This window comes from Pelosinus fermentans DSM 17108 (assembly GCF_000271485.2).
Lineage (GTDB): Bacteria > Bacillota > Negativicutes > DSM-13327 > DSM-13327 > Pelosinus > Pelosinus fermentans.
This window is the reverse complement of the sequence record NZ_AKVN02000001.1, coordinates 134,718-158,194: the sequence shown is the minus strand read 5'-3', so window position 1 is coordinate 158,194 and position 23,477 is coordinate 134,718. Positions and strand designations below refer to the sequence as shown.

The 23,477-nt window shown below is 39.2% G+C and carries 20 protein-coding genes and 1 riboswitch; of the genes, 15 read left to right on the top strand and 5 right to left on the bottom strand.

Going from position 1 to position 23,477, the window contains the following annotated elements; translation table 11 throughout:
- Positions 1 to 3 precede the first annotated feature (3 nt).
- The 3 genes from mnmG (at position 4) to noc (ending at position 3,607) form a co-directional block, all read left to right on the top strand.
- Positions 4 to 1,893: a tRNA uridine-5-carboxymethylaminomethyl(34) synthesis enzyme MnmG gene (gene mnmG / locus FR7_RS00740; RefSeq protein WP_007936119.1), complete on the top strand. Its 1,890-nt coding sequence runs from the start codon at positions 4 to 6 to the stop codon at positions 1,891 to 1,893.
- Complete coding sequence (gene rsmG / locus FR7_RS00735) at positions 1,880 to 2,596, top strand: 16S rRNA (guanine(527)-N(7))-methyltransferase RsmG (protein ID WP_007936118.1); 717 nt, start codon at positions 1,880 to 1,882, stop codon at positions 2,594 to 2,596. The genes mnmG and rsmG overlap by 14 nt, the downstream gene beginning before the upstream one ends.
- Before the next feature lie 84 nt (positions 2,597 to 2,680).
- A complete protein-coding gene (gene noc / locus FR7_RS00730) occupies positions 2,681 to 3,607 on the top strand; it encodes a nucleoid occlusion protein (RefSeq protein ID WP_007936117.1) in 927 nt (308 codons plus the stop codon).
- Between the two features lie 62 nt (positions 3,608 to 3,669).
- On the opposite strand, the gene FR7_RS00725 is transcribed toward noc, so the two are convergent.
- The 4 genes from FR7_RS00725 to metF form a co-directional block, all read right to left on the bottom strand.
- A complete protein-coding gene (locus tag FR7_RS00725; RefSeq protein WP_007936115.1) occupies positions 3,670 to 4,947 on the bottom strand; it encodes an ankyrin repeat domain-containing protein in 1,278 nt (425 codons plus the stop codon).
- A 186-nt stretch (positions 4,948 to 5,133) separates the two neighbouring features.
- Complete coding sequence (locus tag FR7_RS00720; protein WP_007936113.1) at positions 5,134 to 7,521, bottom strand: homocysteine S-methyltransferase family protein; 2,388 nt, start codon at positions 7,519 to 7,521, stop codon at positions 5,134 to 5,136.
- A gap of 4 nt (positions 7,522 to 7,525) precedes the next feature.
- Positions 7,526 to 8,206: a hypothetical protein gene (locus FR7_RS00715; RefSeq protein WP_007936110.1), complete on the bottom strand. Its 681-nt coding sequence runs from the start codon at positions 8,204 to 8,206 to the stop codon at positions 7,526 to 7,528.
- Positions 8,207 to 8,254: 48 nt separating this feature from the next.
- Positions 8,255 to 9,121: a methylenetetrahydrofolate reductase [NAD(P)H] gene (gene metF, locus FR7_RS00710; RefSeq protein ID WP_007936103.1), complete on the bottom strand. Its 867-nt coding sequence runs from the start codon at positions 9,119 to 9,121 to the stop codon at positions 8,255 to 8,257.
- 104 nt (positions 9,122 to 9,225) lie between these two features.
- A riboswitch (SAM riboswitch) is annotated at positions 9,226 to 9,329 on the bottom strand.
- A gap of 267 nt (positions 9,330 to 9,596) precedes the next feature.
- Here metF and FR7_RS00705 point away from each other — a divergent pair.
- The 9 genes from FR7_RS00705 to FR7_RS00665 all read left to right on the top strand — a co-directional run bounded on the left by FR7_RS00705 (position 9,597) and on the right by FR7_RS00665 (position 16,896).
- Positions 9,597 to 10,367: a ParA family protein gene (locus FR7_RS00705; RefSeq protein ID WP_007936102.1), complete on the top strand. Its 771-nt coding sequence runs from the start codon at positions 9,597 to 9,599 to the stop codon at positions 10,365 to 10,367.
- Complete coding sequence (locus FR7_RS00700) at positions 10,357 to 11,268, top strand: ParB/RepB/Spo0J family partition protein (protein ID WP_007936101.1); 912 nt, start codon at positions 10,357 to 10,359, stop codon at positions 11,266 to 11,268. The genes FR7_RS00705 and FR7_RS00700 overlap by 11 nt, the downstream gene beginning before the upstream one ends.
- Positions 11,269 to 11,380: 112 nt before the next feature.
- Positions 11,381 to 12,610: a [FeFe] hydrogenase H-cluster maturation GTPase HydF gene (gene hydF / locus FR7_RS00695; protein WP_007936100.1), complete on the top strand. Its 1,230-nt coding sequence runs from the start codon at positions 11,381 to 11,383 to the stop codon at positions 12,608 to 12,610.
- Between the two features lie 400 nt (positions 12,611 to 13,010).
- Positions 13,011 to 13,682 carry a DUF554 domain-containing protein gene (locus FR7_RS00690; protein WP_007936099.1) on the top strand — a complete coding sequence of 224 codons (672 nt, stop codon included), beginning with the start codon at positions 13,011 to 13,013 and terminating at the stop codon, positions 13,680 to 13,682.
- Between the two features lie 41 nt (positions 13,683 to 13,723).
- Positions 13,724 to 14,236, top strand: coding sequence for a DUF4446 family protein (locus FR7_RS00685; protein WP_007936098.1), 513 nt, complete (start codon positions 13,724 to 13,726; stop codon positions 14,234 to 14,236).
- An 87-nt stretch (positions 14,237 to 14,323) separates the two neighbouring features.
- On the top strand, positions 14,324 to 15,247 hold the full coding sequence (locus tag FR7_RS00680) for a M23 family metallopeptidase (RefSeq protein ID WP_007936096.1): 924 nt from the start codon (positions 14,324 to 14,326) through the stop codon (positions 15,245 to 15,247).
- Between the two features lie 60 nt (positions 15,248 to 15,307).
- A complete protein-coding gene (locus FR7_RS00675) occupies positions 15,308 to 15,706 on the top strand; it encodes a bactofilin family protein (protein WP_007936095.1) in 399 nt (132 codons plus the stop codon).
- Positions 15,707 to 15,925: 219 nt separating this feature from the next.
- On the top strand, positions 15,926 to 16,573 hold the full coding sequence (locus FR7_RS00670) for an L-fuculose-phosphate aldolase (protein WP_007936093.1): 648 nt from the start codon (positions 15,926 to 15,928) through the stop codon (positions 16,571 to 16,573).
- 92 nt (positions 16,574 to 16,665) lie between these two features.
- Positions 16,666 to 16,896, top strand: coding sequence for a YkuS family protein (locus FR7_RS00665; protein WP_007936092.1), 231 nt, complete (start codon positions 16,666 to 16,668; stop codon positions 16,894 to 16,896).
- Between the two features lie 136 nt (positions 16,897 to 17,032).
- Here the strand turns inward: FR7_RS00665 and yyaC are convergent, their stop codons facing one another.
- On the bottom strand, positions 17,033 to 17,608 hold the full coding sequence (gene yyaC, locus FR7_RS00660; protein ID WP_007936091.1) for a spore protease YyaC: 576 nt from the start codon (positions 17,606 to 17,608) through the stop codon (positions 17,033 to 17,035).
- Between the two features lie 764 nt (positions 17,609 to 18,372).
- On the opposite strand from yyaC, the gene FR7_RS00655 reads away from it, so the two are divergent.
- From FR7_RS00655 to FR7_RS00645, 3 genes are read left to right on the top strand one after another with little or no spacing between them, the layout of a single operon-like run.
- Positions 18,373 to 19,479, top strand: coding sequence for a class II glutamine amidotransferase domain-containing protein (locus FR7_RS00655; protein WP_007936089.1), 1,107 nt, complete (start codon positions 18,373 to 18,375; stop codon positions 19,477 to 19,479).
- Positions 19,467 to 21,101, top strand: a complete 1,635-nt coding sequence (locus tag FR7_RS00650; RefSeq protein ID WP_007936087.1) for a glutamate synthase-related protein — start codon at positions 19,467 to 19,469, stop codon at positions 21,099 to 21,101. Before FR7_RS00655 ends, FR7_RS00650 begins: the two co-directional genes overlap by 13 nt.
- Before the next feature lie 12 nt (positions 21,102 to 21,113).
- On the top strand, positions 21,114 to 23,420 hold the full coding sequence (locus FR7_RS00645; protein ID WP_007936085.1) for an FAD-dependent oxidoreductase: 2,307 nt from the start codon (positions 21,114 to 21,116) through the stop codon (positions 23,418 to 23,420).
- Positions 23,421 to 23,477 lie beyond the last annotated feature (57 nt).

Sequence of the window (23,477 nt, the reverse complement as noted above, 5' to 3'; positions counted from 1 at the left end):
ATTGTGTTTATTGCAGGCGAGTATGATGTAATTGTGATTGGGTCTGGTCATTCTGGATGCGAAGCAGCATTAGCGGCTGCCCGCATGGGCTGTCAAACGCTGTTAACGACAATTAATTTAGATAATATTGCTTTTATGCCATGTAATCCTTCCGTTGGTGGTCCGGCTAAGGGACATTTAGTGAGAGAATTAGATGCATTAGGCGGGCAAATGGGGATTAATGCAGATAAAACCAGTCTTCAAATGAGAATGCTAAATACAGGAAAAGGACCAGCTGTACATGCATTAAGAGCTCAGGCTGATAAAGATTTATACCATATCACAATGAAAGAGACAGTTGAAAATCAGCCTAATTTAGATGTGAAACAGGTGTTGGTCGAAAGAATTCTGGCGAAGGATCAGAAGGTATATGGAATTGAAGTGGAAACTGGAGAAATGTATTATACGAAAAGTATAATACTAGCAACAGGGACTTATTTAGGCGGAAAAATTATCATAGGAGAACTCGCATATAAAGGCGGTCCCAATGGTCAGCGAGCTGCTGAAAATTTAACATCTTCCTTAAAAGAATTAAATATTCGTATCATGCGATTTAAGACAGGTACCCCGGCAAGGGTAGATAAACGTTCTTTGGACTTTTCTAAGATGATTGAGCAGCCAGGTGATGAAGAGGTTCATAATTTTTCTTTTTTAAGTGAAATTACGACTAGAAAGCAACTGCCCTGCTGGCTGACATATACCAATGAAAAGACTCATGAAATCATACGAAATAATCTACATCGTGCCCCTATGTATACGGGAATTGTAGAGGGGGTTGGACCGCGATATTGTCCATCTATCGAATCAAAAATTGTAAGATTTGCCGATAAAAATGCACACCAATTATTTATAGAACCAGAAGGACATCATACTAATGAAATGTATGTGCAAGGCATGTCTACAAGCCTGCCAATTGATGTACAATATGAATTCCTGCGAACCATTGCTGGCATGGAGAATGTAAAAATTATGCGTCCGGGTTATGCGATTGATTACGATTGTATTGATTCTACCCAGCTTAAGCCAACTTTAGAATTTAAAACGGTTCAAGGATTGTTCTCAGCAGGTCAGATAAATGGCACATCAGGTTATGAAGAAGCTGCAGCTCAGGGCTTAGTAGCTGGCATTAATGCCGCCCTATTGGTTAAAGGTCAGGAACCGCTGATTTTGTCTCGTTCTGATGGATATATTGGAGTGCTGATTGATGATTTAGTTACAAAAGGAACCAATGAGCCTTATCGCATTATGACCTCTCGAGCTGAATTCCGCCTTATTTTGCGTCAGGACAATGCGGACTTGCGTCTAACGGAAATTGGACGCAAAATTGGTTTAGTCAGTGATGAACGATATGCTAAATTTGTTTGTAAACGTGATTCCATTGAAGAAAGTTTAAAACTGCTGCGCAGTGTAATGATTACCCCCACGCCTGAAATACAGGCAAAGATGCAGGCTATGGGAACAGTTGAATTGCGTACTGGTATTATGCTGTATGATTTACTGCGGAGAACGGAAATTAACTATAACATGATTTCTGAGCATTTTGATGTACCTCTCTTGGATTCGGCGGTACAGCAGCAAGTAGAAATTTCTGCTAAATATGAAGGTTATATTAGCAAACAACTTGAACAAGTAGAGCGGGCGGCCAGATTAGATGAAAAATTATTGCCTAAGGATATTGATTATATGCAGCTAAGCGGCTTAGCTGTGGAAGCTAGAGAAAAATTGAATGAAATTCGCCCGTTATCCATAGGACAAGCTGGACGTATTTCCGGTGTTTCTCCTGCCGATATTTCGATATTAATGATTTATATGGAACAAAAGCGTAGGAGGGATGAAGCAATTGATCTTTCGTGAGGTGTTACTAAAGGCTGCGACGGAATATTCTTTATCTTTAACTGAGGAACAGTTAACCCGGTTTTCCCAGTATTTTGAATTATTGATAGAATGGAATCAAAAAATCAATTTGACAGCGATTACCGATCCGAATGAAGTGGCTGTCAAACACATGATTGATTCCTTATCTTGTTATGATAAGGTTATTTTTAAAAATGGAGCAAAAATAATTGATGTAGGTACTGGAGCTGGTTTTCCCGGATTGCCTCTTAAGATTTATCGTCCTGATTTAAAACTGACGTTATTTGATTCTCTAAATAAAAGAATTTTATTTTTAAAAGAAGTAGCCGAAAAATTAGAAATACCGGATATTGAATTTATCCACAGTCGAGCAGAAGATGGTGGAAGAAATAAACAATTTCGTGAGGTATATGATATGGCCGTGTCCCGGGCAGTAGCAAGATTGAGTATCCTCTCTGAATTATGCCTGCCATTTGTGGCCGTAGGAGGGTTTTTTATTGCCCTTAAGGGGTCACAGTACAGTCAAGAAATAAAAGAGTCTACAAGCGCTCTCAGGGTGCTTGGCGGCGAAATCGATAAAATTGATAATATTAAGCTGCCAGGTCTTGATGATATAAGGGCAGTTGTATATATTCGAAAAATAAAAAAAACATTACCAGCGTATCCTAGGCGTCCAGGCATTGCAGAAAAAAATCCATTATAATACAGTCATGTTAAAAGGAACTTGTGTGGAAATGCCGAATATTACCTTATTGACAAGGCTTATTTTAGGTAAGGCGGTGTACAGATGAAAAATTTAGCCAGATTATTAGGCCTGACTTCAGAACGTCCGGAAATTGCTAAAGAGCAAGCCAATAATACAAGGGATATAGATAATGGGCAGGATGACATCAGCTTAAGCACGATGGAAAACGGGATGAATGAAGGCAATGTACAGCATGTACAAATTACTGAAATTGTTCCCAACCCATTTCAGCCAAGGAAAATATTTAGTCAAGAATCTTTACAAGAATTGGCATCATCCATTGAAGAGTATGGCATTATACAACCTTTAATTGTGCGTCTTATTCCTGATGGTTTTGAATTAGTGGCGGGAGAACGTCGTCTGCGCGCTTCAAAGTTAGCAGGCTTAAGTCAGGTACCTGTAATTATAAAAGAGTTTACTGATAAAGAAATGGCTGAATTAGCTATGATTGAGAATTTACAGAGAGAAGATTTACATTTCTTAGAAGAGGCAGAAGGCTTTCAGCAATTAATTACAAGTTTTGCTTTCACCCAAGAGGAACTTGCTAAACGTATGGGTAAGAATCAATCTACCATTGCGAATAAATTGCGATTATTAAAACTGATACCTGAGGTTCGTGGGGTAATCGCACGGGAAAAGTTAACGGAACGTCATGCCCGTTCTTTACTGAAGTTAGATGATTCTAGATTGCAATTAGAAGTATTGGAAATGATCAGTGAAAAGAAGTTAAATGTGCGAGAGACAGAAGAGCTGATTGAAGAGTTCTTAGAAGATATCGCCAAACAAGTAGAGGCTAAAAATACTCCCAAGCGCAACGTTGTAAAAGTGATTCGCGATGTACGTATTTTTATTAATACCATTAACAATGTAGTAGGGGAAATGAAAAAAACAGGTCTTAAAATTAAAGTAAAACAAGAGCAAGATGAGGAATTTATTCATATTAATTTACGCATTCCGAAGAAAAAATAAAGTCAGTATGGGATATAAAGTTATAATGTATTAAAAAAGCTAACAATTTATTGTTAGCTTTTTTAATACATTATAACTCGTTTTATTTTAGTATCAGAAGGTATGGAATCAGGGCTGCCACTTTCCGTCCAGCTAATTGGTATCATAGGATCGTTGATATCCAGTTCGAACAGCATTTTCGTACTTTTAACGAGAAGATACAAGGAATGGTCAATGACTCGAATCTCGCTTACCGAATATTGATTTCGGATATCGCCGACTGTAGAGTGAAGGGTAATGCTTTTATCAGTTGTGAATCTGGAATCATAGATGTTTATAATTGATACTAATTGGGATTTTCCTCTTGAAAGTTCTAATACTAAGGAGGGATCACTGTTGTTTTCTAAAAAGATATTTGCAAGGATTTTTTTGCTGCCATCAATATACATTTCATTCATAGTAAGAGCCGGATATAATTTCTTTACCTCTTCCAAGGGCATACCAATTGGTATCAGGCCAGCTTTGCCGACTGTCATTCGAACCTCATCGGGAATCGTGGAAGAGGCGATTTGAGGTACTTTTTTAGCTTGAGATGCTGGAGCATCTGGTATATCTTCTTTTCGCACTATAGTAGAAAGTGTAGGATCGGCACCAGCACTTTTAAGGATTTCGGCGATTTTTGCTTCTTGTTTGGAGTAGGCCTCCATAAGTGCAGTTCGTCCGTTTTTGTCTTGGGTATTAGGGTTCGCTCCTGCCTCTAGTAACAGAGTGGTAATTTCCTCCGTTCCCATCGCAGCAGCATATAATAAGGGAGTCCTGCCAGATCTGTCTTGTATGTCAACAAGTGCCTGCTTTTCCAGCAGCAGCTTAACCATCTCGGGCTTTTTATAAAAAGAGGCCGCTGTTAAAGCTGTCCATCCATCAGTGTTTCGCGTTGTATTAATGTCCATACCTGCATCAAGAAAAGCGAGGACAATTGGTTTATCACCACGCCCTGCATAAGTAATGAGATTTTTCCCTTCGAAAGTAATTCCCTGCTGGATTATTTTATCGAGAGGAAGAGGTGCCTCTATTGTTTGCAGTGCCTTTTGATAGCCGACATATCCTCCTGTCAGGATGCAGACACATAATAGCAAAAGAACAGCAGCTAATTTTCTTTTTATTTGAGACTCTTGCAAGAGCTGTGTTAAAAAAGATATTTTTTGTGTGGGAGGTATTCCTTGAGACACATTTTCTTCACTGGCTGATAGCTGGTCAATTTCGCTGTTAGCAGAAGCTGACTCTGGAGCGAATAATTCTTTATTAGCAACAGCTAGTAGTTCGTCAATCGCTGCTTCACTCATTATTCCCTCTTTATCCATTCCTTTTTACCACCTATCATTTAATAATGTATATAAAAGCGTAAATAAAAATTGACATTTTTATATAAAATTCCATATAATTTGTCATAAATCCTGCATTTGTGATAAAAAAATTAACTTATATGAAATTAGCAAAAAAATGCTTTCATACAAGTTAATTTACCGATCATGGGATAGCCATATGTGTTAATGTGCTTTATCAGCCATAAAACCTTTGGCAATTGTTACAGCATCGACACCATTAGCTGCATAAGAATCTGCATTTGCTTGATTTGCATATTCCTGCGTTAGCACAGCTCCGCCGACGATGGTTTGAGCAGAACATCCTGCAGCTTTTAACGCTGCAATGGTGTGGTCAATTTGCGGCATTGTAGTCGTCATAAGGGCGCATAGACCCACAATATCAGCTTTATGCTCTAGCGCTTTTTCCACAATCTTTTCAGGAGAAATATCTTTTCCTAAGTCAATTACGGTAAAACCGTTATTTTCTAATAAGGCAGCTACAATATTTTTTCCTAAGTCATGAATATCACCTTTGACAGTAGCTAAGATGATAGTACCTAAACTTGTTGTTGCATGAGCCGGCAGTTCTTTTTTTATTGTAAGGAAGGCGGCGCGCATGCTTTCGGCAGCTAATAATACTTGGGGGAGAAAACATTGTCCATTGCCAAAAGCGATACCAACTTTATTCATGGCCGTTGTTAATGCTTGCTCACTAATATCAATGGATTTATGTCCTTCTCTTAATGCCTGCTCTACTAAAGGAACAACCGCTTCTTTTTCTCCAGATACAATAGCAAGATGGATTTGTTCAATAATGTTTTTAGGTGTAAGAGGGGCAGCTCTTTCTTCGGATTGACTAGTAGGGGCATAATTTACGCTGTAGGATCTGCCGCTGGGATCATCTCCTAAAAGCAAAGCGGAAGCTGCTAAGGTTTGCTGCATGAGAGGATCATACGGATTTAGAATGGGCGCATCAAGTCCGGCATCTAATGCCATTGCACAAAAGGTTGCATTAATAATATCTCGCCTGGGCAGTCCAAAAGAAATATTACTAAGACCCATTGTAGTTGGGTAACCAAGATGCTGGCGATACAATTTCAATGTGGCAAGAGCTTCAAGACCAGCCCTGGCATCTGCCGCGGCTGTTAGGATGAGAGCATCTAGTACAAAATCCCCGGGTTTGAGACCCGTTTCAAATGCTTTATGAATAATTTCTTGTATTACTACTAACCGATCTTGTGCGGTTTTAGGGACTCCAGCTGGACTAATCGGTAAACAAAGGATAGCAGCTCCATATTTTTTGGCCAGAGGTAAAAAAGACTTTAAGCGTTCTGGTTCTGCACTTACTGAGTTAATCAACGCCCTGCCAGGATACGCCTTCAAGCCTGCTTCTAACGCATTTACATCGGTTGTATCAATTACCAAAGGAACATCTACCAGCATTGATAACTCTTGAATTGCATACTGCATGGCCTTGGCCTGGTCAATTCCTGGAACCCCCATATTTACATCTAGAAGGTGTGCACCTGCACGGACTTGAGACAAGGCTTCTTTTTTTACGGAAATAAATTGTCCCGCGGCAATATCGGCTGCTAATTGTTTGCGGCCTGTAGGATTAATCCGTTCACCAATAATGACAGTGGGATGACCAGCGCCCAGGTAAATGGTTTTACTGCGGCTGGTTAAGGCGGTAGACTTTTTCGCTGATTGAACCGTGGGTAAATCGGATAGGGCGAGATGTTTTACGGCTTGGTATATAGATTTAATGTGCTGGGGGGTAGTGCCGCAGCAGCCGCCAACATAACGGGCACCTGCAGCAACTAATTTTTTAGCCCAAAGTCCCATTTCCTCAGGCTGCATGGGAAAAACAGTTTGTTTATTGATTAGGCTGGGCATTCCTGCATTGGCTTGAACACTGATTGGACAATTTGTAGTCTGTGCTATTTTTTCTACAATTGGCAGTAATTGTGCAGGACCTAAGGAACAATTTACACCAATGATATCAGCACCCATTGCTTCTAAAATGATCGTTGCCGTTATGGGATCAGTACCAGTTACAGTTCTTTCATCAGCACCAAAGGACATTTGACAAATAACAGGTTTTTTAGAAGCAGCTTTTGCTGCAAGTAAAGCTGCACGCATTTCTTGAATATCAATAATCGTTTCAATTAGAATCATATCTACGCCAGCTTGATCTAAGGCAGAAATTTGCTCAAAAAAAACGTTGTACGCATCATCGAAGGATAAATCTCCTAAAGGAACAATTAATTTACCTGTAGGACCTACAGAACCTGCTATCTTAGTATCAGGACCACAGGCAGCCCGGGCTGCCTGAACAGCGGCAGTATTAAGCAAAGCAACCTTTTCTTCTAAGCCATAATGGGTTAATTTTATCCGATTTGCTCCAAAGGTATTTGTTTCAATAATATCGGATCCGCTATCGATATAACTTTTATGTATAGCCGTAATCACGGCTGGCTGCTCTTGATTCCATAATTCGGGACAATATCCCGGCGGTAATCCTGCATTTTGTAACATCGTTCCCATGGCACCGTCAAAAATATAAATCATAATTTCAATCCTTTCTAGATAGACAATTTATTTGCTGGCATTGATCACATTTAGAACCTTCGATTGTTTCTTTATGGGGGAGGTTTGATACAGTTGGTGTTAACCCAATCACAGCTGTAATGGATTTACGGGGGAGAAGCATACATGCCGAAGTGGCTGTTATATTAATTTCATCCCCATGTGCTAACGTTAAGATTTGAGGTTGAACCCTAATATCCCATTGTCCATAGCCTGGGCTAAAGCGGAATAGAGTGGTATACCCTTGCTTATTTTCGTCCTGCTTAATAAGCTCACAAGCTTGATCGGCAGCCAGTTCTACAGCCGTTGTGCCTGCTGCATCTAATAACAAGCCTAAGGTATATTCGTTTTTGCTGAAGTATTCACTTACGAGCTTCTCTAAATCAGGTCCTATGGTAACTGCAATAACGGCAACCTTTAAAGAGTTCGCCAAGTGTTTACTAATAACGGTTGGAGGAAGTGATAAAGGTTCAGGGCTCATAATTGTAGAAGTACTGGCATCATAATCATAGATCTGCCAGCTTGCTTTTGGTTGGGAGATGATCTGTGCTTCTGTACAAGCTTGATCAAGTAAGCGCTGGGGGAATTCAGTACATTTCGTAAGACCTGAATAACGTTTTAATTCACTCATATCTAGCGTTTGGATTGTTGGATTGTAAATTGGCACAGTATCCCTCCTTTAACCGTATCAAGACATTTTAAGTATAAGCAATATTTAACGCAAATTTGTTTGTTGAATAATGGTTTTGGATTGTTCTAGTTTGTTCATTGTATATAGATGTATACCATCTACCTGATTTGCTACCAAATCTGTAATTTGGCTGCAAGCATATTCAATCCCTGCTTTTTCAAAATCTAAAGATGAATGTTCATATTTTTCAATGATGTTTTGTAGGGGTTTAGGAATAGAAGCACCGCACAATCCTTTAATCCTGCCTACTTGTTTGCTATTTAGCAATGGCATGATCCCGGCACTGACAGGGATTGTGATATTCACTTGTTTAATTCGGTCAAGAAAATCATAAAAAATGGCATTATCAAAAAACATTTGTGTAATTAGAAAATCTGTACCGCTATTTACCTTTTCTTTTAGGTGAAGAAGATCTGTATTCAAATCAGGACATTCTGGGTGTCCTTCTGGATAAGCGGCGGCAGCAATGCAAAAATCATGATTGGATTTAATATGGGCGATTAAATCTTTTGCATATTGATAAGTATTTTCTCTTCCTTTATCATTGTTTTTATTTATTGGATAATCGCCTCGCATAGCTAATATATTTTCAATATTATGAGCTTGCAGTTGATTTAACATTAGATCAATATCATCTTTGTGGGAGTTGATGCAAGTTAAATGAGCTAAGGCCTCGACGCCATACGTATTTTTAATTTTATCTGCCGTTTCAATGGTGCGGTCTGAAGCACTGCCTCCGGCTCCATAGGTAATACTAGTAAAATCAGGATTGAGGGTTTGTAAGCCCTCTGTTGTTTTAAAAATAGATTCTAAGGTGACGGTTTGTTTTGGCGGAAAAATTTCAAAAGAGACAAGGGTTTTTCCTTTATTAAATCGATCAGAAAGTTTCATGAATAACCTCACATTATTTATAATTTATTAGTTTGAATAAAAATCTATGAATAAAACAGCCTCTTTCCTTTGAGGAAAGAGGCTGTTTTATCATCCGTTCTTTCCTCTTATCTTTCAGAACGTGAATTCTGCTGGATTTAGCACCATTTGCATTGCTGCCGGTTGCTGGGTGTCATAGGGCCAGTCCCTCGACCACTCTAGATAAGAGTATTTATTAAATTGGAATTCATGATAATATAAAATCGAATGATTGTCAATGTTTTTTAAATAATTATTAAATTGGTTAAATAATGGTATATTTACGGAGGGTATCTGCCATTTTTGGCAGGAGATAGTCTCTAGAGTGTGGAATGAATTAGCTTATAGAAATTAGAATCGAGAGGACAGTTTGTAAGTAGAAGACTAAGGCTTGTCCTGGATTCTAAAGACCTGGCATGTGCCTTAGTCTTTCTTAAAAAATGAATGAGAATATGGGGTGAACTACTTGGTGAAGGTAATTGCAATTGCCAACCAAAAAGGGGGTGTTGGAAAGACAACAACTTCTGTTAATTTAAGTGCATGTTTGGCTGATTTAGGGAAAAAAGTATTATTAGTGGATCTTGATCCACAAGGTAATTCTACGAGTGGTTTTGGTTTTGATAAAACCAAGATGAAACAGTCTGTTTATGATGTGCTAGTTAATGATGTACCGATTGAAGGCGTTATTTTACAAACCAAAATTGAAAATCTAATGCTGTTACCCGCTACGATTCAGCTGGCAGGAGCGGAAATCGAGTTGGTATCTATTATGTCTCGAGAAACGAAGCTAAAAAGGGTTTTGGATAAAGTGAAGTACAGTTATGATTATGTTATTATTGACTGCCCTCCTTCTTTAGGGTTATTGACTATTAATTCATTAACCGCCGCTAATTCCGTCTTAGTACCAATTCAATGTGAGTTTTATGCATTGGAAGGGTTATCCCAGCTGATGAATACAATTACCCTTGTTCAGAAGAATCTAAATCCGGCATTGTCTTTGGAAGGGGTAGTTCTGACAATGTTTGACGCCAGGACAAACTTGTCTATTCAAGTCGTAGATGAAGTGAAAAATCATTTTCGACATAAGGTATACCAAACGATTATTCCCCGGAATGTTCGTCTTAGTGAAGCACCTAGCCATGGACAGCCTATCACTCGATATGATCCTAAATCTAAAGGGGCAGAAGTGTATACAGATTTAGCTAAAGAGGTGATTGATGATGAATAATAATTCTCAGAGAGGATTAGGCCGGGGATTGGATGCCTTGTTTTCTAGTTCAAAAGGAGTGGATGCAGAGTCTCTTATAAAGAATGTATCCATTTCAGAAATTATTCCCAATAAATTTCAGCCACGCCGGGTCTTTGATGAAACTGCATTGCTCGAATTAGTATCTTCTATTAGTCAATATGGCGTATTGCAACCCCTTGTAGTACGAAAAAGTAATAATATTTATGAATTAGTAGCTGGTGAGCGACGACTGCGTGCTTCTCAGCAAGCAGGTCTGAAAGAGATCCCTGTTATTATTAAAGATTATACAGATAGGGAAATGACGGAAATCTCTTTAATTGAAAATATACAAAGAGAAGATTTAAATGCCATTGAAGAAGCTCTTGCCTATCGTCGTTTAATGGATGAGTTTCGTTTAACCCAAGAAGAAGTTGCAAAAAAAATTGGTCGCAGTCGTTCTGTGATCGCGAATATGGTGCGTTTATTGAATTTACATCCCAAGGTACAAGATTATGTTTCACGTGGAACATTATCCATGGGACAGTCCAGACCCCTGTTAGCCTTAGAAACCCTCGAACTTCAATTAGAAGCAGCGGAAATCATTATTGAAAATGATTTGTCAGCAAGGGATGCAGAAGAATTAGTCAAACGAATAGCGGATAAAAAGAAACCAGCAAAACAACAACCGAAGAATGTAGAAGAGAAAAATTTTTTTGTGACAGAAGCTGAAGATCGACTTAAGATGATATTAGGTACACAAGTGAAAATTAAAGAAGGAAAATTCAAGAGCAAAATTGAAATCGAATTTTCTTCATCTGAAGATTTAGAACGCATTCTTGAAGTTTTAAGTGGTGATGAATCACCGGCTCCTAGTAAGTCTCGAGGAACCTTCGCAGTATAAAAATAAAAAGTGTCAAATTATGTTTCACGTGAAACATAATTTGACACTTTTTGTAAAACATAAAGATATGCAATATGAATTAGTAATATATTGCGAATAAAGGAGAATTAACATGCAGGAAACACCAAAAGCATCACGTTTGCACATTGCAATTTTAGGAAGGCGTAATGCAGGCAAATCTAGTTTAATCAATGCACTGACAAACCAAAAAGTTGCTTTAGTATCAGATGTTCCAGGGACAACAACAGATCCCGTATATAAAGCGATGGAGATTCTACCAATTGGTCCGGTTATGATTATTGATACTGCAGGTATTGATGATAGCGGATGCCTTGGTACATTACGAGTAGAACGCACCATGAGCGTATTAAATAAAGCGGATTTAGTGATAATTGTATTGGAAGCTGAAAGCGGCATAACCCAGTATGAAAAAGCTTTAATAGAAGGTATTAAGGTAAAGAAAATACCTATTGTTGGAGTCATAAACAAAACTGATAAAATTACGATAGCAGCGGAATTAGTAATGAAGTGGAGTAAGGAGTTTAGTATTCCCTTGCTGCCTACTAGTGTAAAGAATAATCAGGGTATTGAAGAATTGAAAAAATTAATTATTACCTATGCTCCGCCAGGTTGGCAGGGACCGCCTGTGATTGGGGACCTCATCCAAGCCAAGGATACAATAATTCTAGTGACTCCCATTGATTCAGCAGCGCCGAAAGGGCGACTCATTTTACCCCAAGTTCAAACTATCCGTGATATTCTTGACCATGATGGTGTGACAATCGTGGTGAAAGAAACAGAACTAAAACAGGCAATTGAAAATTTACGCAAACTACCTAGATTAATAGTTACAGATTCACAAGCTTTTGAGAGAGTTTCGGCAGAGACACCACCTGGTGTTATGTTAACATCTTTCTCTATATTATTTGCAAGACATAAAGGCGATTTGGAAACGTTAGTGTCTGGTGTTAAAAACATTGAGAAGTTAAAATCAGGGGATACCGTTTTGATTGCAGAAGCTTGTACCCATCATCAACAGGCGGATGACATTGGAACCGTTAAAATCCCTCGGTGGCTGCAAGAAAAAGTAGGCGGAGAGTTAAAATTTGAATGGGCTGCAGGCAGTCATTTCCCAGAAGATTTAAGTAAATATAGCTTAATTATACATTGTGGCGCTTGTATGTTAAACCGTAAGGAAATGCTTCATCGCCTTTCTGAAGTCTCAACTAAAGCGGTACCGGTAGTGAATTATGGAATTTTGATTGCTTATATAAATGGAATTTTAGAACAAGCGTTAGAGCCATTCCCTCATATACAAAGAATTTTGAGTGAATTAAATTAAATAATATGATAAAATGAAATGCAATTCGTATTAAAGCAATAGCAAAATGAACAATCAAATGGCGCAAAGGGAACGCTTAGGGATTTTTACCTTGCGTATCTTTTGCGTCCTTCGCTCTCTATCAATAACCTGGAAAGTATAAGCAGAAAAAGTAGTTAACCATGAAGGTCGCGAAGAAATGTAAAGATCGCTTTTTTGGAGTAAAACATTGAACCACAAAGGCACAATACCGCTAACGCGGCACACAAAGGAGTGCACAAAAAAATAAATAAAACCCCTTTGTGTCCTTTGCGTCTTTGTAGTTCCATTCGCTTTATCGGTTTTTTAAAGGGCGCGTAGTGTTTTGTCCATGCAAGTCAAGATTTCAGTAAAGATGCGGGAAGGGAGGGGGAAGAAGAAGATGAAGGGTACCTTAGTTAATGCAGCAGCTGTACTTGGTGGGGCAATTATTGGTTTAGCATTAAAGCAGCGGCTTTCTCAGCGCTATCAACATACACTAATGCACGGATTAGCTTTAGCTGTTGGTCTAATTGGTTTACAAATGGCTTTAAAGACACAAAATATATTGATCGTCATATTGAGTGTAGTAATTGGCGGTTTGCTTGGTGAGTTTTTGAACATTGATAAATGGTTGTCGAATTTTGGTGAATGGTTAACATTAAAGGCAGGTAGTAAACATGGCAGTGTTGGTGAAGGTTTTATTACAGGAAGTTTAGTATTTTGTATAGGAGCAATGGCAATTGTTGGCTCAATACAAGAAGGGCTAACGGGAGATGCTAGTACTTTGTATGCAAAGTCGATGCTGGATGCTGTCGCTTCAGCCGTCTTTGCATCAGGGCTGGGGATAGGTGTGGCCTTATCGAGTGTATCTATTTTACTATACCAAGGTTCGATTACCTTACTGGCAAGCAGCCTTAGCGGTATGATAGCCGATAAGATGATTATTGAAATGTCAGCAGTGGGTGGTTTGCTTATCATGGGTATTAGTTTACTAATGCTAGAAATAAAAACAATCAAAGTAGCTAATTTACTGCCTGCAATTCCGGTTGCTGCAATTCTTGCGTCTTTATAACCGGTGTAAAAATTTAAGTGTAAGTTGAAAGGTATGATGAAATGGATTATGCAACACAAGTATCAAATCTGGTTATGAACAATTTACAGTATGTATTATTAGGTATGACAGTAATGATTTTATTAGCATTGTTTGTCTTTATAAGTATTAATATAAGACTTGGCAAAATGAATAAGAAATATCGTAGAATGATGCAGGGGGTAGATGGGGAAAACTTAGAGAAACTGCTAATTTCACATATTGAAGAAGTAAAGCATGTTGTGGGGAAAGTGGATACCCTATCTGAAGATTGCAAGCGATTAGAAAAAATAGCAAAAGATTGTGTACAAAAGGTAGCCCTTGTTCGGTTTAATGCTTTTGAAGATGTAGGCAGTGATCTAAGTTTTGCCATTGCACTTTTAGATTCTTATAATAATGGTCTTGTAATTTCCAGCATTTATGGACGTAATGAATTTCGTACATATTCCAAACCAATCGTTTCAGGAGTTTCTTCTTATTTGTTGACAGATGAGGAAAAACAAGCGGTAGCGCAAGCTATCAAAATTAAAAATTAAAAATAAGCAGGACTTCTTAGATAAAAGGCGAATATAAAATATGTTTAAAATATATAGAAATATTTTCCAGAAAAGGAGCCAAGATTCTTGATTAAAAAAGAAAGTAAGCCAGATCGAAGAGAGTATACTTTAATGATTGTACCCCATCAGGGACAAGCAGTACGTAGGATCAGAATACCTATTGTAGCAGTAAAATATGCTGTTTCTTTTTTATGTTTGCTTATTGTCTTTTCCATAGGAAGTTTTATTAATTATCGATATGCAATTCATACAGCTAATGTCGAGAAAGCCGAGCTGGAGACATTGCGTCAAGATAATGGAGTACAAAGTAAAGAAATTGAAGAGCTGGCCAAAACAACTGCCAGTTTAAAATCAGATATGGAAAGATTAAACTCTCTGGATGCAGAAATAAGACGTATTGTTAATAATGAAGATACAACGGCTACATCCCGTGCTGGTTTGGTGCGACCTTCAGCTACTTATACTGGACAAGGGGGACCGGTACAGCCTGATATCGGTACTATAAAGAATACTGTGCAAGATTTACAGGCTGCCATTTCAGTAAGAGAACAAAGCCTGAATGAATTGAAGCAGGCTTTGTTGGACAAGCAAGCCAGAATAGCGGTTACCCCTTCTATTTGGCCGACAGGCGGAGACGTTACATCTCGTTTCGGTTGGCGTAATTCTCCTTTCGGCGGTGGAAGCGATTTTCATCCCGGGATTGATATTGCCAATAGTGTAGGCACACCCATTGTTGCAACTGCTGATGGTGAAGTCGTGCAGAGTGAATGGTATGGTGGGTATGGTAACATGGTACAGATTAGTCATGGAAATGGAATTTCAACTGTATATGGACATAACTCCAAATTGTTAGTACGTGTTGGTCAAACAGTAAAGAAAGGCGAAGTGATTGCTTATCTTGGTAATACAGGAGCGAGTACAGGACCTCATTGTCATTATGAAGTCAGGGTCAATGGTACTGCTGTTAATCCTACTACTTTCTTAAATTAAAATAAATGATGGTATTTAAAGATTTAAAGACGAGTAGATACTATTACAGGAGCGTGCAATATGTTTGGTAGTAATAAAAAAGCAACTAGCTATGCAGGTGAGATTGAAACCATTATTGGTAAGGATACAATAATGAAGGGAACGATCACTGGTAAAGGTGCATTACGCATTGATGGGCAATTCGAGGGTGATATTAATACCACAGGCAGCATTGTTATAGGAGAAAATGCGAAAGTAACGGCTCAGTGCAAAGGTATGAATGCTACCATTGCTGGTATTGTATATGGCAATATTGATATTAGCGAAAAACTAGAGTTACTACCAAGTTCGCAGATTTATGGAGATATTAAAGCGGGGATATTGAGTGTTGGCGAAGGCGCAATTTTTAAAGGCGGGTGTGAAATGCGTGCTGGTGGCGAAGATCCTGCCAATAAGAAAAATATAGCAAAAAAGCAGTAGGAAAAATGGAGTGCCATACAAATAAATTTGTGGCGCTCCATTTTTATAAGGATTTGACTATTGGGCTAATCCATAGTCTTTAGAGAGTCTCATTTTGGCCCGGTAAAGAATAATACTTCAACCTTTTTAGCCTACGCTTATAGTCATGATCATCCTTTTCCTGATTATGCTATAGGATGTTTTTCGAGAGTATAGTAAATTATTATGGGAGGAAAAATTATGATTTTAGAAAAGGAACGAGAGCTTATTGTGGAATATGGACAAAAGCTTATTACTCATGGTTTGACAAAAGGAACTGGAGGTAATATTAGTATTTTTAATAAAGCAGAAGGACTTATGGCAATTAGTCCCAGCGGATTGGATTATTTTAAAACTACACCGAAGGATGTTGTGGTTTTAGATCTTAACGGTACGAAAGTAGACGGGGACCGCAATCCTTCCAGTGAATATTCTATGCATCGCATTTTTTATCAGAAAAGGGATGAAGTCGGTGCAGTTTTGCATGCGCATTCGATTTACTGTAGTATTTTGGCGGCCCTTCATTGGAAGATTGAGCCGGTTCATTACTTAATTGGATATGCTGGAAAAGATGTACGGTGTGCACCTTACAAATTATTTGGCAGCGAGGAATTATCACAGGCAGCTTTTGAATATATACAGGACCGATATGCGGTATTACTTGCTAATCATGGATTACTGGCAATTGGCGAAACCATTGAGTATGCATTTGACACAGCAGAAGAAATTGAATTTGTTGCCCAAATTTATTATAAAGCAAGGTGTGTAGGAGACCCTGTCTTATTATCCTCTGATGAAATGGATGAATTTTTAAGGAAATTTAAGCCGTATGGTAAAAAACAAGTATAACCAGAATGGGTTATAAAAATAAATGGAATAATTGCTAAAAAGTTGAATAATCCCCATATCTTTTGTTAACCCTATAGCCGGAGGTGGATGCGATGCAAGGTATTATTGCAGTAGAAAAAACGTTGTCTATTTTAGCGGATATGTTAGAAACAAAAGGATATGAGGTAGTAGATTTAAGTGAAAGTAATCTTAGCGGAGTCGATGCTATTATCGTAGGTGGAACCGATGTAAATGCAATGCAAGACTCACTTACTGATGTACCTGTTATTAATGCTGCGGATAAAACATTTAATGAAATTATTGAAGAACTAGGGCGCGTGTAATTGAAAAAATTAGAATCCAAAATGACATCTGGATTCAGTTTTTGTTATGGTCATTTAAATGCAGATCGTCTAAGAGAAAAGAACGCTAGAGGTTATACCTCTAGCGTTCTTACGATTTTAATATTAAAAATGTTGTTTATTTTGCGTAGGTTCGTAAACCGTAAGAGATGGCATGAGCGATGGTATCAGACATTTTCATAACTAAGTTTAATCTTGTACTTTGCAATACAAGATGCTCCATAAAACCGCTTACATTTACAATGCCCGTAATATATGCATCGCCTACGGAAGGAAGATCTTTATGTACGGCGGCACCTGGTTTTAGAGATCCTTTACCAAGAGAGACGCAGCCTACGTTTTCTAATCTGCCAAGACAAGCATCCACAGCAATAATATAAGGATTGGTGATCTTTGTCTGGATAGAACTTATGCTATCTTTTAAGTTAGAAGCATGAATGGGCTCATCCAGAGTGCCGTAAATGTGTGGATAAGGATTGAAAGAACGCAGCTTGGTGCCTGTAAGGGGACCAAGAGAATCACCTGTAGAACGATCTGTCCCAATACACAAGATGACGAGAGAAACATCTGTTGTAGCTGCTTCTTGCATAATACTGCGTAAATGGCTGGCAATATCATACATTGCAGTAGGTTGATTAATGTTCAATTTTAATTCGGAGTTTAGTTTAGGGAAACTAAAAAGGTTTTTTAACATTTGATAGCTCCTATCTAGCAAAATTATATTATGAGGTTTCTCATGAACAAATATAAGATAGAAGTAGTATATGTTAATATTTGTTAAATTATACATGGGTCTAACGTTTGCGCCTCTGATTCAAGAATCATATTATTTTGTATACTGAAAAACAATGCAATACATAATGAACCGTTATCTTTTTGTCAATGGGTTACAGACCAGTAATGTAAAGGCACAAGGAATCAGCATCTTGAAATACATAGTGAATTAGAGCGAAAAAATGTGAATAAATATACAAACATCATAAATCGGAGAGAGTGATTATCAGTAGAAAATGTGGGAGTTTTCAGAAAAAAATAATATTTTTCATGTATATAAAGTGTATAATGTATTATTTTTTATACATATTGACAGTGAAACATTTCGTTTTTATAATGTAGTAAGTGAAACAAAAGCGTATCCTACAATGAGACAAAAGATTTTTAGGAGTGTACCTAGGGTTCCGCGCTTTACAGCGGTCTGGTCCAAGCGGTACAGGTGCAGATTGCACAACACCGTGGGTAAAAAAGGCCCTGCGGAAAGTCCTGGATAAGTAAGGTTTGCTGGTAGAGAGGTATTTTCTACTAAGAACCAACTTCACTATCCAGTGGTTTCCCGGGTCTTTTCTGTTGCAATGATATAAGTTGCTTTTTTCACGATCTGTCATTGAGGGTGCAGCCCTGGTCTACAAAGGATATTTATATAATTTGAATTTAGCTTGGTATGAAGGAGTGGGGGAAGATATGTGTAGAATTGGCGCCATTAAAAGTAAGGAATTTTTCCATCCATCAGCAGCGCTGCATTTAATGTTACCGCAGCAAGAAGGACATGATAATTCAGGATTTGCAATGGTTATGCAGGATATGGCAGGAGTTTTTTCAAAATATAAAGATAAGCCATTGTTGTCATTAGCCTGTACGCAAAAAGGAGCGAAGCTGGTTGAAGACTATATGGAAGCCAATGATTTTCGTCAATTAGCGGAATGGATTCCTCGCGGGGTGAAAAATGTAAAGCTTGATATTAAGGCTATGCCGTATTATATTTTTCGCAATTATGATTATCCTGAGTATTATCGCGATGCTTCTGAAGAGGCAAAAGGCGAATTACTTTTAGATACTAGATTGGCATTGCGTGAGTTGTTGGAAAAGCAAGAGCAAGGTTATGTATATTCTTTTTGGCCAGATGTTTTGACCTTAAAAGAAATTGGCGATCCCTGGGACATTGCTACCTATTTTAAATTATGGGACAACAATGGTGATTTGATGGCGAAAAATGTAGTAGTTCAGTGTCGGCAAAACACAAATTACGATATTGTGCGCTATGCGGCCCATCCATTTTTCTTGCAGGGATATACCTTGTGTGCTAATGGAGAAAACACTTTTTATACCAAAAATAAAGAATACCAAAAATCATTGCACCGGGGGTATATTGGTTTTGAGTCCGATTCACAGAACTTTCTTTATACCTTGCACTATGTGCTGCAAGAGTTAAAATGGCCCATTAAGTATTATAAGCATGTGATTACTCCTCTTCCATTTAATGAGCTTAGTCTTCGTTCCGATGGTGCTGAACTGCGGGCAATCAGACAATCATTGGGTTCGTTAGAGATTAATGGACCGAATACCGTAATTGGTATGCTGCCTAATGGAAATATTATAACCTGCTGCGATTCTAAAAAATTACGGCCTGTAGTTGTAGGCGGAGATGGGACGATGGTAGCCATTGCTTCTGAGGTATGTGGGTTGAATGCCATTTTGCCGCATCGTAATCAGGAACAGGATGTATATCCAAATGAACGTGAAGTAGTTATTATTAATGACGCATTGGAGGTAGAGAGATGGAAACAATAAAGACTCAGGATGTCACAGTGAACGATTTACCTTGGAAAATCGAATGTAAGCCTGATCGCTGCACCATGTGCGGCAGCTGTGTTGCAGCCTGTACCTTTCAGGCTATCATGCCTGCTGTAGAACGTCGTTCCATTACTGTCTCTACTGGTCATCGTCCAGAGCCAAGTCAAAAACATAGCGCAGTACTTATGATAAAACAACGAAATAGCATTGAAAACGCCTGTACAGGTTGTGGGATGTGTGAGAAGATATGTCCCAATCAGGCTATTAAACCAGTTCGAAATCCTGATTCCCGTTTTAGTCTATTGGCCAGGAAAGGCGGTTCTCCTATTAAACGCGGGGGACGTACCAGCTTAAATAGTGGACGCACATTAGATAATATTATTGTTGGGCGTATTTCTCAGATGACTGATCCGGCTTTAGATTCAGAGCGTCATACTTTTGACATTTTAGCGCCTTTCGGACGGGTACTCATGCCTCACGAGCTACCTTTGAGTGCGGTAAATGGCACATTGAATCTGACCGCTAAGCTGCCACCCGTAAATTGGATTTATCCTATTATTTTCAGTGATATGTCTATTGGGGCTTTATCTACCAGAGCATGGGAAGCCGTTGCATTGGCTACAGCCTATCTGAATGAAAAGCATAATATGCCTGTGCGCATGTCATCTGGTGAAGGCGGAATGCCTGTAAAGCTTTTGGAATCAGAGCAGCTCAAATACATGATATTACAAATTGCATCAGGACATTTTGGCTGGAATCGAATTGTGAAAGCAATACCGAAAATGAAAGTAGACCCAGCTGGAGTGCTAATAAAAATAGGCCAAGGCGCAAAACCTGGTGATGGAGGACTTTTGCCTGCAGCTAAAGTTGCTGATCATGTGCAAGCAATTCGTGGTGTACCCAAAGCAGATCTGATGTCCCCTCCGAATCACCAAGGTTTGTATTCCATTGAAGAATCTGTACAGAAAATGTTTTTGTCAATGAATGCAGCATTTAAGTTTAGGGTTCCGGTAGCGATTAAGTGCGCTGCTTCTGCAACGTCGGTGTCTGTATATAATAATTTGCTGCGTGATCCTTATCGAATCTGCGGTGGATTTTTTCTCGACGGCATTCAAGGCGGTACAGGTGCTGCCAATGAAATTTCTCTTGATCACACAGGACACCCTGTAGTTTCCAAGACAAGGGAGTGCTATTTGTCAGCAGTAAAGCAAGGACGACAAGGACAGATCCCTTTATGGGCTGGCGGCGGCATTGGACTTACTGGCAATGCAGCAGCCGATGCATTTAAAGTCATTTGTTTAGGTGCTAATGGGGTATTTCTCGGCAAAATATTAATTCAGCTGTTAGGCTGCGTAGGGAATGAACATGGCAGATGCAACGCTTGTAATACTGGCAAATGCCCTGCGGGTATTTGTACTCAGGATCCTCGGCTTGTTGAACGTTTAGATATTGATAAAGGGGCGCAAAATATCGTAGAATATATGCTGGCCCTTGATAGTGAATTAAGAAAATTAATGGCGCCAATTGGCAATAGCTCCTTGCCCGTGGGTCGCTCGGATGCTTTAGTAACAACGGATCAAGCCATCGCTGAGAAATTGGCAATTCAGTATGTGTGTTAGGAGGAAACCAATATGTTTAAGTTAAAAAGCCTTGACGGAAGTCAACGGATGTCCACTCAGGATTTGCTGCAAATCATTAATGAGGCAGTGGCAGCAGGGGAGACGGAATTTCATATTGAAGCTTCCGGCCAGCATGATATTGGAGGACCGTTATGGCATCCGGAAGGAAAAGACCTTAATTTTTTAGTGAAAAATCCCGGACAGCGCGTAGGTTCTATGTGTTTGGAAGGTACTCAGATTATTGTAGAGGGGTCTGCTTCTGCTGATGTAGGCTGGCTGAATGCTGGTGGTAAGATTGTTGTTCGCGGTGATGCAGGGGATACGGCTGCTCATTGTGCAGCATCGGGCAATATCTTTATTGGTGGCCGGGCTGGTACCCGGTCTGGCTCCTTGATGAAACATGATCCATTATATGCACCACCTGAATTTTGGGTTTTAAAAAATTGCGGCAGCTTTTCCTTTGAATTTATGTCCGGCGGAATTGCTGTAGTTTGTGGCTATGACAGTGAAAAATTTGAATCCGTATTAGGTGACCGTTCTTGTGTAGGCATGGTTGGAGGAACATTATATTTCCGGGGAAATGCTTCGGGGATTTCCGAGAAAGATGTCAAAATTAGACCTCTTGAAGAAGAGGATATTGCCTATTTGGATGGTAAGATGGATGATTTCTTAACATCCATTGCACGGCCGGAAATAAGGGCTGAATTAAGTAATTGGTCCGAGTGGTATAAAGTAATACCACTAAAATATGAAGAACGCAGCAAAACTTCCCAAACTAAAATTCTTCCTTTTCGTACGGAAGAGTGGGTGCCAAATGGTATCTTTAGTGATGTTTTAAGGGATGATTTTTCTGTAATTGGTTTAGTTACGACAGGTGTATATCGACAACGTGTTCCAGTTTGGGAAAATGCGTATTATGCGTCACCATGTGAATTTAATTGTACGGCTTCGATTCCATCCCAGCGTCGCTATAATTTATTACGGGAAGGAAAAGTGGAAGAAGCATATAAACTGGTCTTGGAGTATACACCGTTTCCTGGCTCCGTTTGCGGTGCGGTGTGTCCGAATGTTTGTATGGAAGACTGTACTCGTAAAAATCTGGATATTTCTGTACAAATTGGTGAACTTGGTACCTACTCTAAAGATGTTACCCTGGATAAGGCAGCAGTTCCTAAAGGAAAGAGCGTAGCTGTTATTGGCGGTGGTGCAGCAGGTCTGACTGTGGCATGGCAGTTAATCCGTAAAGGTTATGATATAACGGTGTTTGAAAGCGACGAAAAAATGGGTGGTAAGCTGGAACAGGTTATACCTCGTTCGCGACTGCCCCAGCAAACATTGGCTGCAGAATTAAAGCGCATTAAAGATATGGGTGTAGTGTTTAAAAATAATACACCTGTGGATAGAGAAAAATTCTCTGAAATAAGAGCAGCTTATGATGCTGTAGTAGTGGCTACCGGCGGCCATAAAGGCAGAGTGATTCCTTGGCCAGGGCATGAACGCATTGTCAAGGGAATTGATTTTCTCAAAGGAATTAATAAAGGAAAATCTCCTAAAGTCGGTAAACATGTAATTGTAATTGGTTGTGGGAATTCTGGGATGGATGCAGCTGTCGGCGCTTATCAAATGGGAGCTGAACATGTAACCTGTATTGATGTGCAAAGACCGGCAGCTGATGATAAAGAAATTGCCCATGTAGAAGATTTAGGAGCGACTTTAATGTGGCCAGTTGTCACAAAAGAGGTTACTGCTGAAGGCATTATTACGCAAGATAATCAATTTATTAAAGGTGATACGATTATTATTGCAATTGGCGAAGTGCCTGAACTTGAGTTCTTGCCAGAAGGAATTGTCATTGAGAAAGGCCATTTGAAAGTTGCCGGGGATTATCGTATTGCAGAAGGCGTCTACACGGCAGGTGATGCTGTAAAGCCGGGACGTATGGTTGATGCCATTGGTGCAGCGCAGCAGGCAGCAGCAGCGGTAGATGCTTATCTGATGGGAACTACCTATCAATTGCAGACAAAAACTAAAATTGATAAAAATAGATTGAGTACGGCATATTTTAAAAAATGTCATACCTGTGATGTTCCCAAAGCAGATGACGATCATTTACGTTGTATCAGCTGTGGCACATGCCGTGATTGTCATATGTGCGAGCGGTCTTGCCCAGAAAACGCTATTGCTCGCACATTGGGATCAGATGGAAATTTTGAATATATTTCTAATGCCAATAAATGTATCGGCTGCGGAATATGTGCTGGTATTTGCCCTTGCGGTATTTGGTCAATGCATGCGAATAAGCAGCCCATTCATGCCTAGTACCTCAAATAGATTCTTCGCTCCGTTTATATCTTAACCGCAGTTATCCTTAAGGCA

What these genes read in the sequence shown, in the direction of transcription:
- noc (WP_007936117.1), top strand. Translation starts at nt 2,681, where the DNA reads ATGAAAAATTTAGCCAGATTATTAGGCCTGACTTCAGAACGTCCGGAA.
- FR7_RS00725 (WP_007936115.1), bottom strand. Translation starts at nt 4,947, where the DNA reads ATGGATAAAGAGGGAATAATGAGTGAAGCAGCGATTGACGAACTACTA.
- FR7_RS00720 (WP_007936113.1), bottom strand. Translation starts at nt 7,521, where the DNA reads ATGATTTATATTTTTGACGGTGCCATGGGAACGATGTTACAAAATGCA.
- metF (WP_007936103.1), bottom strand. Translation starts at nt 9,121, where the DNA reads ATGAAACTTTCTGATCGATTTAATAAAGGAAAAACCCTTGTCTCTTTT.
- FR7_RS00700 (WP_007936101.1), top strand. Translation starts at nt 10,357, where the DNA reads ATGATGAATAATAATTCTCAGAGAGGATTAGGCCGGGGATTGGATGCC.
- hydF (WP_007936100.1), top strand. Translation starts at nt 11,381, where the DNA reads ATGCAGGAAACACCAAAAGCATCACGTTTGCACATTGCAATTTTAGGA.
- FR7_RS00690 (WP_007936099.1), top strand. Translation starts at nt 13,011, where the DNA reads ATGAAGGGTACCTTAGTTAATGCAGCAGCTGTACTTGGTGGGGCAATT.
- FR7_RS00685 (WP_007936098.1), top strand. Translation starts at nt 13,724, where the DNA reads ATGGATTATGCAACACAAGTATCAAATCTGGTTATGAACAATTTACAG.
- FR7_RS00675 (WP_007936095.1), top strand. Translation starts at nt 15,308, where the DNA reads ATGTTTGGTAGTAATAAAAAAGCAACTAGCTATGCAGGTGAGATTGAA.
- FR7_RS00670 (WP_007936093.1), top strand. Translation starts at nt 15,926, where the DNA reads ATGATTTTAGAAAAGGAACGAGAGCTTATTGTGGAATATGGACAAAAG.
- FR7_RS00665 (WP_007936092.1), top strand. Translation starts at nt 16,666, where the DNA reads ATGCAAGGTATTATTGCAGTAGAAAAAACGTTGTCTATTTTAGCGGAT.
- yyaC (WP_007936091.1), bottom strand. Translation starts at nt 17,608, where the DNA reads ATGTTAAAAAACCTTTTTAGTTTCCCTAAACTAAACTCCGAATTAAAA.
- FR7_RS00655 (WP_007936089.1), top strand. Translation starts at nt 18,373, where the DNA reads ATGTGTAGAATTGGCGCCATTAAAAGTAAGGAATTTTTCCATCCATCA.
- FR7_RS00650 (WP_007936087.1), top strand. Translation starts at nt 19,467, where the DNA reads ATGGAAACAATAAAGACTCAGGATGTCACAGTGAACGATTTACCTTGG.
- FR7_RS00645 (WP_007936085.1), top strand. Translation starts at nt 21,114, where the DNA reads ATGTTTAAGTTAAAAAGCCTTGACGGAAGTCAACGGATGTCCACTCAG.